At 59.6% G+C, this 15,158-nt stretch carries 14 protein-coding genes and 1 pseudogene; 9 read left to right on the top strand and 6 right to left on the bottom strand.

Features of this window, described 5'->3' with window-relative positions; translation table 11 throughout:
• The 4 genes and pseudogenes from VMU57_RS20545 to VMU57_RS20530 form a co-directional block, all read right to left on the bottom strand.
• Window positions 1-688, bottom strand: a pseudogene (locus VMU57_RS20545) (DUF5054 domain-containing protein); the annotation flags it as partial.
• Between the two features lie 61 nt (window positions 689-749).
• Window positions 750-3,644 carry a glycoside hydrolase family 38 C-terminal domain-containing protein gene (locus tag VMU57_RS20540; protein WP_325386850.1) on the bottom strand — a complete coding sequence of 965 codons (2,895 nt, stop codon included), beginning with the start codon at window positions 3,642-3,644 and terminating at the stop codon, window positions 750-752.
• 148 nt (window positions 3,645-3,792) lie between these two features.
• Window positions 3,793-4,113, bottom strand: a complete 321-nt coding sequence (locus tag VMU57_RS20535) for a hypothetical protein (RefSeq protein WP_325386848.1) — start codon at window positions 4,111-4,113, stop codon at window positions 3,793-3,795.
• A 588-nt stretch (window positions 4,114-4,701) separates the two neighbouring features.
• The gene (locus tag VMU57_RS20530; protein ID WP_325386847.1) at window positions 4,702-5,082 is read right to left on the bottom strand and encodes a DoxX family protein; all 381 of its coding nucleotides are present in this window, start codon (window positions 5,080-5,082) and stop codon (window positions 4,702-4,704) included.
• A 173-nt stretch (window positions 5,083-5,255) separates the two neighbouring features.
• Between VMU57_RS20530 and VMU57_RS20525 the strand changes: the two genes are divergently transcribed.
• From VMU57_RS20525 to VMU57_RS20490, 8 genes are all read left to right on the top strand, one after another.
• Complete coding sequence (locus VMU57_RS20525) at window positions 5,256-6,134, top strand: hypothetical protein (RefSeq protein WP_325386845.1); 879 nt, start codon at window positions 5,256-5,258, stop codon at window positions 6,132-6,134.
• A gap of 26 nt (window positions 6,135-6,160) precedes the next feature.
• Window positions 6,161-6,691: a 3-hydroxyacyl-ACP dehydratase FabZ gene (gene fabZ, locus VMU57_RS20520; RefSeq protein WP_325386842.1), complete on the top strand. Its 531-nt coding sequence runs from the start codon at window positions 6,161-6,163 to the stop codon at window positions 6,689-6,691.
• Window positions 6,688-7,470 carry an acyl-ACP--UDP-N-acetylglucosamine O-acyltransferase gene (lpxA, locus tag VMU57_RS20515; RefSeq protein WP_325386852.1) on the top strand — a complete coding sequence of 261 codons (783 nt, stop codon included), beginning with the start codon at window positions 6,688-6,690 and terminating at the stop codon, window positions 7,468-7,470. Before fabZ ends, lpxA begins: the two co-directional genes overlap by 4 nt.
• A 45-nt stretch (window positions 7,471-7,515) precedes the next feature.
• The gene (locus VMU57_RS20510) at window positions 7,516-7,899 is read left to right on the top strand and encodes a type II toxin-antitoxin system RelE/ParE family toxin (RefSeq protein ID WP_325386840.1); all 384 of its coding nucleotides are present in this window, start codon (window positions 7,516-7,518) and stop codon (window positions 7,897-7,899) included.
• On the top strand, window positions 7,865-8,197 hold the full coding sequence (locus VMU57_RS20505; protein ID WP_325386838.1) for a DNA-binding transcriptional regulator: 333 nt from the start codon (window positions 7,865-7,867) through the stop codon (window positions 8,195-8,197). Before VMU57_RS20510 ends, VMU57_RS20505 begins: the two co-directional genes overlap by 35 nt.
• Window positions 8,198-8,238: 41 nt before the next feature.
• Window positions 8,239-9,393, top strand: coding sequence for a Gfo/Idh/MocA family oxidoreductase (locus tag VMU57_RS20500; RefSeq protein ID WP_325386836.1), 1,155 nt, complete (start codon window positions 8,239-8,241; stop codon window positions 9,391-9,393).
• A gap of 13 nt (window positions 9,394-9,406) precedes the next feature.
• Window positions 9,407-10,270 carry an LpxI family protein gene (locus VMU57_RS20495; protein WP_325386834.1) on the top strand — a complete coding sequence of 288 codons (864 nt, stop codon included), beginning with the start codon at window positions 9,407-9,409 and terminating at the stop codon, window positions 10,268-10,270.
• 116 nt (window positions 10,271-10,386) lie between these two features.
• Window positions 10,387-10,938, top strand: coding sequence for a peroxiredoxin (locus tag VMU57_RS20490; protein WP_325386832.1), 552 nt, complete (start codon window positions 10,387-10,389; stop codon window positions 10,936-10,938).
• 72 nt (window positions 10,939-11,010) lie between these two features.
• Here the strand turns inward: VMU57_RS20490 and VMU57_RS20485 are convergent, their stop codons facing one another.
• Window positions 11,011-11,838 (bottom strand): hypothetical protein, encoded by an 828-nt coding sequence (locus VMU57_RS20485; RefSeq protein WP_325386830.1) that lies wholly within the window; start codon window positions 11,836-11,838, stop codon window positions 11,011-11,013.
• A 136-nt stretch (window positions 11,839-11,974) separates the two neighbouring features.
• Window positions 11,975-13,825, bottom strand: coding sequence for a lytic transglycosylase domain-containing protein (locus VMU57_RS20480; RefSeq protein ID WP_325386828.1), 1,851 nt, complete (start codon window positions 13,823-13,825; stop codon window positions 11,975-11,977).
• Between the two features lie 134 nt (window positions 13,826-13,959).
• Here VMU57_RS20480 and lepA point away from each other — a divergent pair.
• Window positions 13,960-15,158 (top strand): translation elongation factor 4 (gene lepA, locus VMU57_RS20475; protein ID WP_325386826.1); only part of this gene is annotated, 1,199 nt, incomplete at its 3' end.

The following is a 15,158-nucleotide window of genomic DNA, read 5'->3' as shown; positions in this document are numbered from 1 at the left end:
CCCGCACCACGCTCCCATAATCGTGCCGGTGATACAGCACTGCGATCTCGGCTCCCTCGGGTTCCTTCCACAGAAAAACATCAGGCACATCCGGCGGCGTGCTCGCAGGGTTCACTCCGATATCCAGCAACCGCACCCCACCCGCAGCCAGCGGAGCGACTATTCCCCGCGAATGACACGGAACATCCGTCATCTTCCCGGCGATCGTTGTATGCCCAAAGCGCTTGTCTAACGACGTCGAAAGACCGAGGCATCCCTCAATCGCCGAGCGGTCAAGCATCTCCGTCTGCCAACTGAACGGCAGCGAGTGCCACGCGATATCTCCCTGTGCAATCGCCTGCTCCATCCTCCGCCGTTCGTCGCTGCTCGCCTGCTCCAAATACTCGTAGAGCAGCCACGACCCCGTCGTCCAAACGTATCGGTCCTGCCCCGCCTCTCTGCGCTGAGCCGTCAGCGCAATCGCCTGCGGATAGTACTGTTTAAAGTACTTCTGCATCACGTTCGCCTGCGTATCGGTGAAGCCGATATCGAGATGGCACTTGAACACCGCAACCACTCGCTTCACATCTTCCTGAACGGCTGGGGCCACCGCGCCCTGCTGCGCCATGACAACTCCTTGCCAGGGCGAAAGCGCAGCCGAGGCCGCGGCGGTCAGTGCCGCCGACCTGAGAAACTCTCGTCGCTTCATCACTCCTCCATCCTGCATCGGTGAATCAAATTATCTTTTGCCCTGATGGACGAAGCAAAGATCAAGCATGATCCGCGCGCAGTGTCACAAGGTCCCATCCCGCAACAGTCACCTCATGCTCCACGCGCTTCACCCGTTGCTCACTCAGATCGCTGATCCAAAGTTGCGGTGCTACCGGCGCAGTCCATGTTAACGTCGCGCGTCGTTCTTCGCCGGAAGCCCCAAACAATCGGATCACCGTTCCCGCGCCATCATCACCGGCCTTCAACGCCAGCGCGAGCACATCCTGCGGCTCAACCCGCAGCAGCGCAGGCTTCACCGCACCCGCACTCGCCACCGTCGTCACCAACGGTTGTGAGAGCCCAATCGCGAATCGACTCGCAGCCGCCGCATCGTAGCCCGCATGAGGCCGCAGCGCATAGCGAAACTCGACCACGCCTTCCTGATAGGCACGATAGTTCGTTCCCCAGTGGTTATTCATCGCCCACGAATAAAACTTTTGTGTCGGCGCGATGTGGTGACGCCACAGCTTCGGGTCACGCTGAGATCCCAACATGTTCGCCGAGATCTCGCCCACCTCCACCAGCGGCGCATCCAGCGTTACCCACGTCACTCCATGCTCCGCATTCGACACATCGATCCAGCGCCCTACCGGAAGCCAGTTCTTACACGCTCCCGGAAGCTGATCGATCTCCGGCCGCATCATCCCCAACGGAATATCCATCCGCATCGCGCCGTCACGAACAGCAAATGGAAACGCGAACTGCACGCTCTCCTTCGCCTCCCGCTGCGCGAAGTCATCTCCAGGTCCGCCTTTACCGGGATGCGGATTCAACGGTGCGCGTTTCTTATCGACAACATTGGTCAGTTCGACATGATCTTCCCCAGCGACAAGCCGAACCCTGCGCACCAGGCTATTGCAGCCCGGCGCAGCCGACTCGACGCGGACCGAAACCACCAATGGCCCTGCCTCTTCGACATGGATCGTAGCTGCCCCGCTCTGCTGCACCTTCGACACATCGCCTCCTTCAAGGAAGAGATACTCATTCGCCGCCTGCCCCTGGCTGCTATCCACCAGATTTTCGGTCTTGCCATGCCGTGACATCTCCACCACATTGCCAGTCGCTGCATCGATCTTTACTCGCAACACGCTGTTTTCAAGCACACCATCCTTGAACGTCACATGCTTCGCCGGAGCCAATGCCTTTGCACGCGAAAGATGAAATCTAGCGCTGCCAAACGCCGGAACATCCTGCGCCAGAAACGCCAGCTCCCCGCTCGAAAGGCGCTGCGACGGCACGGAAGCTCCGTGCTCCGTCTTCACATGATCCCCCGCCGCGGACATCGCAGCCGACAGCACCACCAGTTCGCTCCGAGGCCACGAGGTCGAGTTATGCACATCAATCGCCGCAGCATCCGAGCCTGCACCCGCAGACTTCAGCGCGCCATCGAGCAGCGACTTCGACATACTCTCCGCATCCACCGCAAACTGCCGCTTGACATCCCACTGCTTCTTCGTGAAGTCGCTCTCCGAATCCGAGACACTGCACCACGCTCCCCAAGTGTGTTCGGAGTACAGCAAGATATTCCGCCAAGCCTCATTCACCTTCGCCGTGCTGAGGGCCGCAGGTGAAAACATCGCGCCCAGCGCCTCTGCCTGCGTCAGCCGGTCCGCGGCCACGCGATTCATCTTCGTCTCCAACGCCGACGATCCTGCGCCGTCTTCCCAATACGGCGTCAGGTCTCCATGCATCTCCGGCACCTCGCTGCCATGCCGCTTCTCAAACGCGGAGAACGCCTCGCTCGTCGATGAGATGTGAAACTTCGGCCACTCATACTCCTCGTTCCATCCTTTAATAAACTCGCTCAGCTCCGGATCAGGCACCGCATTGTCACCATGGCCCGACCAGCGAATGTACGAGATGTCGTACCTGAATCCCGCCGTATCCAGGCGATCCTGATACTTGCCCACCCACTCCGGGCTCAGCTTCATCACATGCGACATCGCATAGCCCGTCCACGGAATCCACACCAGCACCTTCTCCTTGCCCGAAGGCGACACCGCCCAGAACGGCTTGTCCTGCCACTCCTCCATCAGACTTCCGATGCGGTCGAAGAAATTCGGCGCAGCAGAAAAATACCGTATGCCCGCCTGCGACATTGCCGTCACCGTACCCCACGTGTATCCCGGCACGTCGCTGATCATCGCCGAGTCCACACGCACGCCGCACGTCTTCCCAAGCTCCGTCCCATACCGGAACAGTTGCATCAACTCCTCCGGCCGGCACAGCCCCGTCAACTCATTCGCATACATTCCGTTGATGGCTACCCAGCCCTTCTTCACCGCTTCGACAAACGCATCCCTCTCACCTTGCGGCCTGCGACGCATAAACAGATCGGCCCCCCACAGCACTTCGAGGTTCCACACAAACCGCGAGCCCTCCGGATACCCCGCCGTCTTCTTCGCCAGCTCCATACCCAGCGTGATGTTCTGCATCTGCTTCTCTTCTACATTCGCCTGCAGGTCGGTGTACCCAAGATCGTGATGCGAGTGCGGCAGCACATAGACCAGCACCTTGCGAACCGGCTGCAGCTTCACCACCGCTGAACTCGTGTTCTCTCCCGCCTTCACCGTAACCGAGCCGTCGCGTGCCTCTGTCACCGCATCGATCAGCACGTTGAAGGTGTGCTGCCCCGAGGCTAGCGTTCTGCTGTCGATCTCCGTGCCATTGAGCGTCGTTACCACCGCAGCGCCAGCACCAGGATTTTGCACGAAGATTTGAATGGGCTGCATCAGCTTGCCGTCTTTCCTGATCAGGCCTCGAATCGCCAACGCCAATGGAGGCACAGCAGCGGGCTTATCGCCGTCCAGTGCAAACGCCGACAGAGCAGGCGTAGTGCACAACGCTCCCCCGGCCACAATCGAAAGCCCCTTCAACACATCGCGTCGCTTCATCCTGAAATACTCCATTCCGTCTACGCTTAAATGTCACGATCACCGGCAAGCATTCTTCGGACATAACCTCGCGAGTCCGTACAACACAAAGCGGCGGAGCTTTACGCCCCGCCGCCCTTGTACTATGTATGGCTCGATTCGGCAACCGTCAGTTAGCGATGCCCCCCGCCGCCGTGATCACCGCCGTGTCCGCCACCATGATCACCACCGCGTCCGTTGCCATGATTACCACCGTGGTGTTCACCGCCCCCACGGGATTCTCTTCGTGGCCCGCCGCCGTAACCACGATTGCCTCGATAACCGGGCCTGCCATAATGGCCTCGCGCATAGTGATGGCCTCTTCCGTCGCCGTAATATCTTCCGCCGCGAGAGCCGATGAAGCGATGATTCCCCCAGCCGTGGCGATAGCCCCACTGATACCACGGACCCACGCCCATGAAGATGCCGTTATAAAAATAGCCTGGCCCATAATAGCCCCCAGGCGCGCAGGAATAAGGGGCATAGTCATAGTAGCCATAGGGACAAACAGGTGGCGGGCCGCCTATGCCGATACCAATGGAGACTTGAGCGTTGGCCGCTGGCACCAGGCCGACGGGCGCAAGCAAAGCTACACTCGCGAGTAAAGCTGCACGACAAAGTAGAACTTTGAATTTACGCATGGTGGGGGCCTTTTTGAAAGAATCTGCGATTGGTGAAATTGCAAGCGCTGCTAATGATGGCCATCAAGAACTTAGAAGCAACCGAAGAAGAAATGGTTACTTTGCAAAGTCAGAAACATGGCAATCCCGATATGGGAAAGGCTGGTCCTGAATGGGCTCGCCATCGTACGGAACTGCGTCGTGGAGTCACGCATCTGCACGCTGTCGGACAAAGGCAGCGGAGTAGCTCGACAGCCAGCGCGGCTGATGCGTCACGATGGTTGCGCCCGGGTTGTCAAACAGACCCAGCAGGAGCCTCGCTCCGCCCAGCCCGGTTCCATCCTGGTAAGGGCTCAGCTTGGCTGCCTTCGTCTGGTTGCCGTTGAAGTTGATGTAGCCATTCTCCGACGCATCTGTTGTTACGGCTCCATCTTCGCCGTGAAGATACCCCGGAAGGCTGGCCAGTACGCCCAGATCAGGAACAGCTCCAGTACAGCCGCCACCAGACCGGGTGCAATGCCGGGTGCGATCGTGAGGTGGAAGAGCAGGATGTTGACGATGAAGGGGCCAAGAATCGTCAACGCGACGGGAACGTACCATCCGGCCACCAGCAATGCTCCGGCAAGGACGTAGAGCACACCGTGGAAGGTCAGCCAGCCATGCGAGTAGAAGATGCCCAACAGGACTCCGGCATCACCCGGCGGCGGCGTCTGGGGGAGAAAATGGAAGAAGTAGTTGAGGCCGAAGACGAGAAACATCAGGCCAAGTAAAACGCGAGCTATCACTACGGCTATCTTCATATTCGGACGGGCTCCGCTGTTGAGAGGATTTGCAACGCCCCGCGCAGGCAGTGCGATTGCGTGAGGATGAGATTATCGAAGAAGCGGGATCTGTGCACAATATTTTTTGCCCGAACATTCGCCCTCCCTCGGGCGTCCAAGAAGCGGATGGATTCACCGCAAACGGAGTTTCGATGAAGAAGGTTCTCTGTACCCTGTTGTCAGGCATCTTGTTAGGCACGCTTGCATCGCCCGCCCTGCTGGCACAGGCCAGCGATATTCCCAGCGCCGCGGCTGCGCCATCCTCAACCCAGATCGCCCAGCCCTCGCCGCAGACGCAGGAGCAGCGCGGACGCCAACTCATGGACGAGATGGTCACCGCGCTCGGCGGAGACGCGTGGCTCCATCGCAGGGACATGCAGTTCCATGGTCAAATCGCCACCTTCTTTCAGGGAAGACCCAACGGCATGGTGGTCGAGTTTGACGCGTGGCAGCAGTTTCCCGGCGCGAATCAGCAACAGGCCGAGCGCATCGGCTTCCTCACCGACAAGAGCATGATCTTCCCCGGCAAAAAGATCGATGTCGTGCAGATCTGGACCGGCGGCGAGGGCTACGAGGTCACCTTCAAGGGCAAGACCACGCTGCCCAAAGACCAGGTCGAGGACTACTACCGCAGGCAGGCCCACTCCATCGAAGCGGTCGTCCGCACCTGGCTCAAAGCCCCCGGCGTCATGGTCCTCTACGACGGCACCAGCATGGTCGAGCGCCGCATGGCCGATCAGGTGACTATCTTGAGCGCCAATAACGACGCCGTCACCATCGACCTCGATGCCACCACGCACCTGCCCTTGCGCCGCACCTTCCAGTGGCGCAATACCACCTTCAAAGACCACGACGAGGACGTCGAGGAGTACGACGACTACCACACCATGCAGGGCCTGCCCACGGCGCTGACTGTTACCCGTTACCACAACGGCGACATGGCCAACCAGCGCTTTCTGACCAACGTGCAGTACAACACCGGTCTGCCCCACGAACTGTTCAACCCCGACCATCTGCTGAAAAAGAAGTAACCCGGCGGTTTATACTCAGGGCTGCCATGACTGATTCTGAGCGTGAACCGCAAACCAATTCGCCGCAAGCCCCCGAGGCCGCCAAACAGACGATGGACGTCGTCGAAATCATGTCCATCCTGCCGCATCGCTATCCCTTCCTACTGATCGACCGCGTCGTCGAGATGGAGCGCAAGCAGCGCATCGTCGCCATCAAGAACGTCACCTTCAACGAGCCGCACTTTCAGGGACACTTTCCCGACTACCCCATCATGCCCGGCGTGCTGATCGTCGAAGCCATCGCGCAGGCAGGTGGAGCATTGCTGCTCACCGAGATTCCCGACCGCGCCGACAAGCTGATGGTCTTCACCGGGATCGACAACGCCAAGTTCCGCCGTCCCGTCGTTCCCGGCGATCAACTGCGCATCGAGGTCACGGTGCTGCAGTGGCGCAGCCGCGCCGTCAAGATGCTCGGCATCGCCACTGTCGACGGCAAGGTGGCATGCGAGGCGACGGTGATGTGCCAGCTCGTGCCCCGCGCGGCGAAGAAGCCGGCCTCCGAGGTACCAGCCGAGTGAGCATCCACCCGACCGCAATCGTAGCCGCAGGAGCCATCACCCCGGAGTCCTGCACGGTCGGCCCGTACTGCACCATCGGAGCGAACGTCGTGCTCGGCGAAGACTGCGAGCTGGTCTCGCACGTCGTCCTCGACGGGCACCTGACCATAGGCAACCGGAACCGCATCTACTCCTTCGCCTGCCTCGGCATCTCTCCGCAAGACCTGAAGTACGCCGGCGAGCCAACGCGGCTGACGATAGGCGATGACAACACCATCCGCGAGTACGTCACCATCTCCCGCGGTACGAATGGCGGAGGTGGTCTAACGACCGTGGGCAACGGTTGCCTCATCATGGCCTACACCCACATCGGCCACGACTCGCACATCGGCAACGGCTGCATCCTGGCCAACTCGGCGACTCTGGCTGGACACGTCATCGTCGAGGACTACGCTGTCGTCGGTGCTCTCTGCCCCGTGCACCAGTTCTGCCGCATCGGCAAATACTCCTACATCGGCGGTGGCACCACCATCACGCAGAATGTGCTGCCCTACTCGCTGACCAGCATCGAACGCAACAACCACGCCTATGGCCTGAACAAAGTCGGTCTGGAGCGTCGCGGCTTCACACCCGAACAGTTGAAAGAGCTGCGCGCTGCCTACCGTCTGCTGCAAGCCTCGAAGCTGAATACAACACAAGCCCTCGAAGCCATCCGCGAGACCATCACCAAAGGCGCTGGCGAACACGTCGCCTATCTCGCCGACTTCATCGCCAACAGCGACCGCGGCATTATCAAATGAATTTCAAGCTATAACACTCTGTGCTACAGTAAGGAATCGAACGGAATGCGCGTCTTTCTCAATAGGCAGTTTCGGCGATTTGCAAATGAGAATGCGCTCTCTGACGATTCGCTTTGCAAGGCAGTTCGCGAGATTTCGACCGGGCTGGCCCATGCAAATTTAGGCGGCGGAGTTTACAAACAGCGCATTGCCCGCAAGGGACAGGGAAAATCGGCTGGATTTCGTACGATTATCTTCTTCAAGGCCCATAAGGTCGCTTTCTTTATTCTTAGATTTGCAAAAAATACGCAGGACAATCTGGAACGAGATGAGGTCGCGGGATTGAAAGATCTCGCAGAAAGGATGCTGAGCTATGACGAAAAAGCAATCGCCTCCGCACTCAAGGGCGGCGCTCTTGAAGAAATCCGCTGCGAGCAGGAAATATCGTAGTCCGGTCTTCGCCGCTATCCATGAAACAGCCGAAGACCTTCATGGTGCCGGGGTGATGGATAAAAAAACCATGCGCCACTTCGACGAACTGTGCCTTACCCCTGTGGAGCCGTTAAGCCCGCGCCAGATCGCGGACATCCGCGAGCGTGAGAGGGCCAGCCAGGCAGTCTTCGCGCGTCATCTCGGCGTCTCCGTCAATCTCATCTCCCAATGGGAGCGCGGTGAAAAAAAGCCGCAGGGAGCATCGCTCAAACTGCTGACGCTGGTAGCTAAAAAGGGCCTGGACTGGGTCGCATAACCTCACACAAACCGTAAGTAGAAAGATAAGGTGCTTCTCCGATGTTCCTTTCGCTGCCATCAAAGCTCATCTCTTCGGCCTGCCTCCTCTCTGCCTTGTTCTTCACTTCGAACAAAGCACCCGCGCAATCGCCACAGCACATTCGCGTCGCCGTCGTCGGGCTGAACCACGACCACATCATGGGCTTCCTTCACGAGCTGCCTTCGCATCCCGATGTCGACCTCGTAGGCATCTCCGAACCCGACGCCGCACTGCGCCAGAAGTACGCCACGCGGTTCCATCTAACTGAAAATCTCTTCTACTCGTCCGAAGCGGCGATGCTCGCCAAGACTCACCCGCAGGCGATCCTCGTCTACACCGCGATCGCCGGGCACCGCGCCGCCATCGAGCAGGCCGCGCGGCTCCACATCGCCGCCATGGTCGAGAAGCCGCTCGCCACCACCGTCGAAGACGCCCTGGCCATCCAGAAGCTCTCGCAGAAGTACAACGTCCCCGTGCTCACCAACTACGAGACCACCTGGTACGCCTCCAACACCGCTGCGAACAACATGCTTGAAGCCGGACAGATCGGCGAGCTGCGCAAGCTCGTCTTTCACGATGGGCATCGCGGCCCCAAGGAGATCGGCGTCAGCCCCGACTTCTTCAAGTGGCTCACCGATCCAAAGCAGAACGGCGCTGGTGCACTCTTCGACTTCGGCTGCTACGGCGTCGATCTCACCACATGGATGATGCACGGCGAACTGCCGCTCACCGTCACCGCCGTCACCCTGCACATCAAGCCGCAGATCTATCCCAACGTCGATGACGACAGCACCATCATCCTCACCTACCCGCACGCGCAGACCATCATTCAAGGCTCGTGGAACTGGCCCTTCGACCGCAAGGACATGGAGGTCTACGGCGTCAAAGGCTACATCGACACGCTTTATGTGGACGGCGCTCCCGGCGTGAAGCTGCGCGTCCGTCTCCCCGGCGAACACGCCGAGCACATCGAAGACGCACCCGCGCTTGCGCCGCCCCAGAACAATTCGCTCAATTATCTCGGCGCTGTTCTCGGCGGCTCCTTCAAACCGGAGCACGACATGACCTCGCTCGACACCAACGTTACCGTCGTGCGCATTCTTGACGCTGCTCGACGCTCTGCGCAGACTGGCCGCACCATCCACCTCAGGGACGAAGTCGAAGGCAAGAAGTAGACTTTGCTTTGCAATGGCATCATTGGATATGGATAAACTCGGCCTCATCGCCGGCAACGGTCGCTTCCCTTTCCTCCTTCTTGACGCTGCACGCGCCCACGGCCTCCAGGTCGTCGTCGCAGCGATCAAGGAGGAGACTGACCCCGAGATCGACGCTCGCGCCGCAGCCGACGCCGACATCCACGTTCACTGGATGTCGCTTGGCGAACTCTCCCGACTCATCGAAACCTTTCAGGCCGAAGGCGTCTCGCGCGCCGTCATGGCTGGGCAGGTCAAACACAAGCAGATCTTTTCGAGCATCCGCCCTGACTGGCGACTGGCGAAGCTGCTGCTCAACCTGCGCACGCGCAACACCGATATGCTGCTTGGAGCGGTGGCAAAAGTTCTGGGCGACGAAGGCATTGAGCTGATTTCCTCGACCGCGTACCTCGAACCGCTGCTCGCAAAGCCCGGCGTTCTCACCAGCCGCGCTCCCAGCGAAGAGGAACTCAAAGACATCGCATACGGCCGAACCGTGGCCCAGGCCATCGCCGGATACGACCTTGGCCAGACCGTCGTGATCGCCGCACAGGCCTGCGTCGCGGTCGAAGCCATGGAAGGCACAGACGCCACCATCGAGCGTGCAGGGGCGCTCTTCCGCACGCTCGACGACGAGGGCCAAACCACTCTCAGCCGCTCGCTGACCGTCGTAAAAGTCGCTAAGCCTAACCAGGACATGCGCTTCGACGTGCCAGTGATCGGCGTCGCCACGATTCAGGCGATGCAAAGCGCGAATGCAACCTGCCTCGCCATTGAAGCGGGCAGAACACTGATGTTCGACCCGGCTGCCATCACTGCTGCCGCAGATGCGGCTGGCATCGCCATCGTCGCAGAGTAGAGCAATTGTCACAATCTTGTAACTAAGCCGTAAAATTCGCGTCTGATGACTCAGAGCAGGAGTCTTATAGACAGATGGGCTCGTATATTCATCATGTTTCACAAAGGGGAACGAAGATGCGCAAAGGAATTTTGCTTGCTGCGGTCGTAGGTTTAGTCGCGACATTCGGCATTGGTCTGAAAGCCCATGCCGCCGACACAGATACAGATACGGTGAAGGTCGGCATGACCGCACCGAACTTCACGCTTCCGTCTCAGGAAGACAGGCCCATCAGCCTCAGCGAGTTCAAGGGCAAGTGGGTCGTCCTCTACTTCTATCCCAAAGACCAGACCCAGGGATGCACCATCGAAGCGCATAACTTCCAGCGCGACCTCACCAAGTACCACGCGCTGAATGCGGTTGTCATGGGCGTCAGCCTCGACACCGTTGCCAGCCACAAGGCATGGTGCGCAAAGGACACCTTTAACTTCAAGATGCTGGCTGACCCCGATCATAAGGTCGTCGATCTGTATGGCGTCCCGGTGATGACGCACGGCGATATGCACTTCGCCAAGCGGCAGACGTTCCTCATCTCGCCCAAGGGCAAGGTCGTGAAGTTCTGGCCCGACGTGCAGGTGGACCATCACAGCGAAGAGGTTCTCGCCGCAATCGAAGAAGCCAAAAAGTAGATATCAGCAGACGCAAAAAGGCCCGGGCTCTCAATCGAGTGTCCGGGCCTTTTTGCTTGCCTTAGTTAATGCTTACTTCTTTGTTGCCTTCTTCGCGGCCTTCTTTGCAGGAGCCTTCTTTGCTGCTGCCTTCTTCGCAGGAGCCTTCTTCGCCGCTGCCTTCTTTGCCGGGGCCTTCTTCACTGCCTTCTTTGCCGCTGCCTTCTTTGCAGGGGCCTTCTTTGCTGCTGCTTTCTTGGTTGCCAAGGTATTACCTCTCTTCGTTGGTTTTTTGTTACTGGCAGTGCTCTTGTTGCCGGACGCCTTTTTAGGGGCGACCTTACCGCCGCGCAGAGCACTGGACTTCTTCGCGGCAGAACTCAATGTCTTTTTGGCCGGGCTTTTCTTCGCGGCCACTTTCTTTGCTACGGCTTTCTTCGCCACAACCTTCTTTGTTGCAGCCTTCTTCGCTGCAACCTTCCTGGCAGCCACCGGCTTCTTCGACGGCTTAGCCGCCGCTTTCTTGACGGCCTTCTTCGCTGGTGCAGCCTTCTTCGCCGGAGCTTTCTTCGCTGCTGCCTTCTTAGCTACCGGCTTCGCAGCTTTGGCCGGAGCCGTGTTGCTGACCGGAACAGTCGCCTCCCTGGTCGGAGGCGTATAGCCACTCGCCGGAGACGGTGGCAGGCTGAACAGCGTCGCCTCCTCGGCGTGCGTATCGGGCCGCCCCGATGCATCGTCATCGTCCTCGTCGATGTCATCCTCATCGTCGTCCGAACTCAGGGTGACCTCTTCTTCTTCTTCATCGTCCTCGTCGAAGCGGTGGCGCAGATCGTCGTCTTCTGCTTCATCGGCAAAGTCGTGATCGTCGTTATCTGCGGCGGCTGCATGGAACCGAATCGTGTCGTCGAACGTCATTGTCATTTTCCCTCGGCACTGCTCTGACTCTTCGCTACAAATACGGCGCAACAAAATCCATCGTTACTTCCTGCGACGAGATTCTAGCAACAGTCTGCATCCAAGCGCTACCGAAGGCAAGCAATCTTTTTCGCGAGGTAACTTATCTGGCAGCTTTCCGTTTCGTTTTGGCGTCGTGGTGCTTCGATTTCGCGCTCGATTTTTTCGTCGCGCTCCGCTGCGGGGCGTGTGATTTCGAGTGCGATAACACCGAAGAAGCGCCTGATCGGCTGCGGCCGCGTGATGATCTCCCGCGCGAACGCACATGCGGAGCGAGCTTCACAGGCTCCGAGACTCGCAACGAATGGCCCGTCTTTACTGAAGATGAGCGCAGGTTGTTCCAGCGCCGCAACTGCTCCACCGTCACGCCGAAGCGGTCGGCCACCGTAACCAGCGTATCGCCGCGACGCACTTTATATGTTTGCGGATGGGCTACAGCTCTTGCCGCCGCGATCGGGATCACCAGTTCATCCCCGGCATCGACACTGTCGTTCGCGGCCAGGTCATTTTCCTCCGCAACCTCACTCGCATGAACATGGAAAGACGTCGCAATGCCGTCGAGCGTCTCGCCCTCGTGCACAACATGGAACCGCCAGGTGTCGCGCTTGTCCTCGGGAATCTGCTTCATCCGCGAAGCGAACAACTCGCTGGTGCCGACGGGGATGTGCAGATCGAACGGCATATCGCGCGGCGTGGTCATGCGCAGCAGGCTCGGATTCAGCCCCACGATCTCAGGCAGCGTTGCGTTGGTCACATCCGCCACCAACCGCAGGTCTACCGCATAGTCCACCGTCACCGTGTCCGAAACCACAGCCGGTTCGGGGACCATCTTGTCCAACCCATACTGCGTCGGGTTCTTCGACATGATGATCGCGGCGATGATGCCCGGAACATAATTCTTCGTCTCCCCAGGAAGCACGTTGCGACGATAGAGCTCCCAGAAGTCGGCATAGCCGGTCCGCATCACGGCACGCTGCACGTTGCCCGGGCCCCAGTCATACGCAGCCATCGCAAGATACCAGTCGCCAAACTGGTTGTAGAGCGACTTCATGTACACCGCGTAGGCCTTGGACGATTTCTCGGGGTCGAAGCGCTCATCGAACCAGCCGTTGCGCGTCAGCCCATAGGCGCCCGTCGGCATAAACTGCCACATGCCTCCAGCCCCCGAGCGCGCGTTGAGCGCCTGAGGCTGAAAGCCCGACTCAGCAACCGCAAGGTAGATCAGGTCCTGGGGCACGCCCTCTTCGCGCAGGTCCTTCGAGATCATCTCCTTGTATCTTCCGGCGCGTTCGAGCGAGCGCAGCAGGTGGGCGTGTCCTGTCTGCGAATTGGAAAAATAGCTGATGAAGCCGGCCACATACTGATTGATCACCAACGGAAAGTCCGACTGCGTCGTCTTCAACTCCGCCTCGACCTTCGCGGTCAGGGCAGGGTTCGCCGGAAAGGTGACTTGATTGGCAGCATCGAGAGGGGCCTCTTCGATGGTCGGCGAAAATCCATTGCCCTGCTTCAGCGCCGCCATCTCCAGCGAGTTCACCGCGCTCAGCAGATGGTCGAACTCGTCGGCGAGTTGCGGATCGCCCTTCAGGTCCATCCCGCTCATCAGCATCGAGTCGACAGCCGCGTTGAAATCTGCGCGCGCCGCATCGAGATGGCCCGCGCTGTAGTTATCCACGCCGCTGCGATAGAGCTGTTCGGCATGGCTGACCAGCTGTTGATCTTTGTATGTCTTCGCCGGATCGACAGGCTCAGCCTGGGGTGCTGCGACCTTCCCTGCCTGCCGAGTGTTGGCCGTTGAGCTGTTGTCAATCGCAGGCGCAATTGCCCGGGCCGGCACTTTAGCCTTTGCCGCGCCCGGGTTCTGCGGACAGCCCGCGAGCATCACCAGCGGCGCACACGCTGCCACCAGTGCCCATCGCCGCACGTCTTTGAATAGTAGAGTTGTCCGAGCCATCTTCCCTGCTCATTGTAAGACGTATTGCGCGCTCAAGACCTGAGCATCTGCCCCCCGCCTCACCGCATACACCTCAGCCTCACCAGACGCCGCCCGAGTGATAGCATCGAAGGTTGAGGCAGTTCGCACCCCGTATGGATCCAAGTCACATCCGCAACTTCGCGATCATCGCGCATATCGACCATGGCAAGTCCACCCTCTCCGACCGTCTGCTCGAGCTGACCGGATCAGTCACTGCGCGCGAGATGCAGATGCAGGTGCTCGACACCATGGACCTCGAGCGCGAGCGCGGCATCACCATCAAGGCCCACACCGTCCGCATGATGTACAAGGCGCACGATGGCGAGACCTATCAGCTCAACCTCATCGACACGCCCGGCCACGTCGACTTCAGCTACGAGGTCTCGCGCTCGCTGGCATCGTGCGAAGGCGCGCTTCTGGTCGTCGACGCGTCGCAGGGCGTCGAGGCACAGACCCTCGCCAATGCCTACCTCGCCATCGCCGGTGGCCTTGAGATCATCCCCATCATCAACAAGATCGACCTCCCCAGCGCCGATATCGAGCGCACCAAGGAGATGATCGAAAAATCCGTCGGGCTACCTGCTGATGACGCCATTGCGGTCTCAGCCAAGACCGGCCTCAACGTCGCCGACATTCTCGAAGCGGTCGTGACGCTGCTGCCGCCGCCAAAGGGCGATCCAGAGGCACCGCTGCAGGCGCTGATCTTCGATAGCTGGTTCGACGCCTACAGAGGCGTCATCGTGCTCGCCCGCATCGTCAACGGCAGGCTGCGCAAGGGCATGAAGATCAAGGTCATGTCGAACGGCAAGACCTTCGACGTCGAAAGCATGGGCGTCATGACACCGAAGCCGGTCGAGATGTCCGAGCTCTCCGCAGGCGAAGTCGGCTTCTTCGTGGCGACCATCAAGAACGTAGCCGACACCAAGGTCGGCGACACCATCACGTCAGTCGAAAATCCCTGCGCCGAAGCGCTTCCCGGCTTCGAAGATATCAAGAGCATGGTCTTCGCCGGTCTCTACACCGTCGACTCGCACGAGCATGCGCTGCTGCGCGATGCGCTCGAAAAGCTGCGCCTCAACGACGCCAGCTTCTCCTTCGAGCCGGAAAGCTCCGTCGCGCTCGGCTTCGGCTTCCGCTGCGGCTTCCTCGGTCTGCTCCATCTCGAAATCATTCAGGAACGCCTCGAGCGCGAGTACGACCTCGACCTCATCACCACCGCACCCGGCGTCCGCTACAAGATCACCCTCACCGATGGCAGCGTCATCGAAGTCGACAATCCTTCGCGCTGGCCCGATCCCTCCAACATCGAGCA

This window comes from Edaphobacter sp., assembly GCF_035532915.1.
Classification (GTDB): Bacteria; Acidobacteriota; Terriglobia; order Terriglobales; family Acidobacteriaceae; genus Edaphobacter.
This window is presented reverse-complemented; position numbering and strand designations above follow the sequence as displayed.

Excerpts from the sequence above, each read along its gene's own strand:
- VMU57_RS20540 (WP_325386850.1), bottom strand. The coding sequence starts at position 3,644 with ATGAAGCGACGCGATGTGTTGAAGGGGCTTTCGATTGTGGCCGGGGGA.
- VMU57_RS20535 (WP_325386848.1), bottom strand. The coding sequence starts at position 4,113 with ATGGGCCAGGCTATTTTTATAACGGCATCTTCATGGGCGTGGGTCCGT.
- VMU57_RS20530 (WP_325386847.1), bottom strand. The coding sequence starts at position 5,082 with ATGAAGATAGCCGTAGTGATAGCTCGCGTTTTACTTGGCCTGATGTTT.
- VMU57_RS20525 (WP_325386845.1), top strand. The coding sequence starts at position 5,256 with ATGAAGAAGGTTCTCTGTACCCTGTTGTCAGGCATCTTGTTAGGCACG.
- fabZ (WP_325386842.1), top strand. The coding sequence starts at position 6,161 with ATGACTGATTCTGAGCGTGAACCGCAAACCAATTCGCCGCAAGCCCCC.
- VMU57_RS20510 (WP_325386840.1), top strand. The coding sequence starts at position 7,516 with ATGCGCGTCTTTCTCAATAGGCAGTTTCGGCGATTTGCAAATGAGAAT.
- VMU57_RS20500 (WP_325386836.1), top strand. The coding sequence starts at position 8,239 with ATGTTCCTTTCGCTGCCATCAAAGCTCATCTCTTCGGCCTGCCTCCTC.
- VMU57_RS20495 (WP_325386834.1), top strand. The coding sequence starts at position 9,407 with ATGGCATCATTGGATATGGATAAACTCGGCCTCATCGCCGGCAACGGT.
- VMU57_RS20490 (WP_325386832.1), top strand. The coding sequence starts at position 10,387 with ATGCGCAAAGGAATTTTGCTTGCTGCGGTCGTAGGTTTAGTCGCGACA.
- VMU57_RS20485 (WP_325386830.1), bottom strand. The coding sequence starts at position 11,838 with ATGACAATGACGTTCGACGACACGATTCGGTTCCATGCAGCCGCCGCA.
- VMU57_RS20480 (WP_325386828.1), bottom strand. The coding sequence starts at position 13,825 with ATGGCTCGGACAACTCTACTATTCAAAGACGTGCGGCGATGGGCACTG.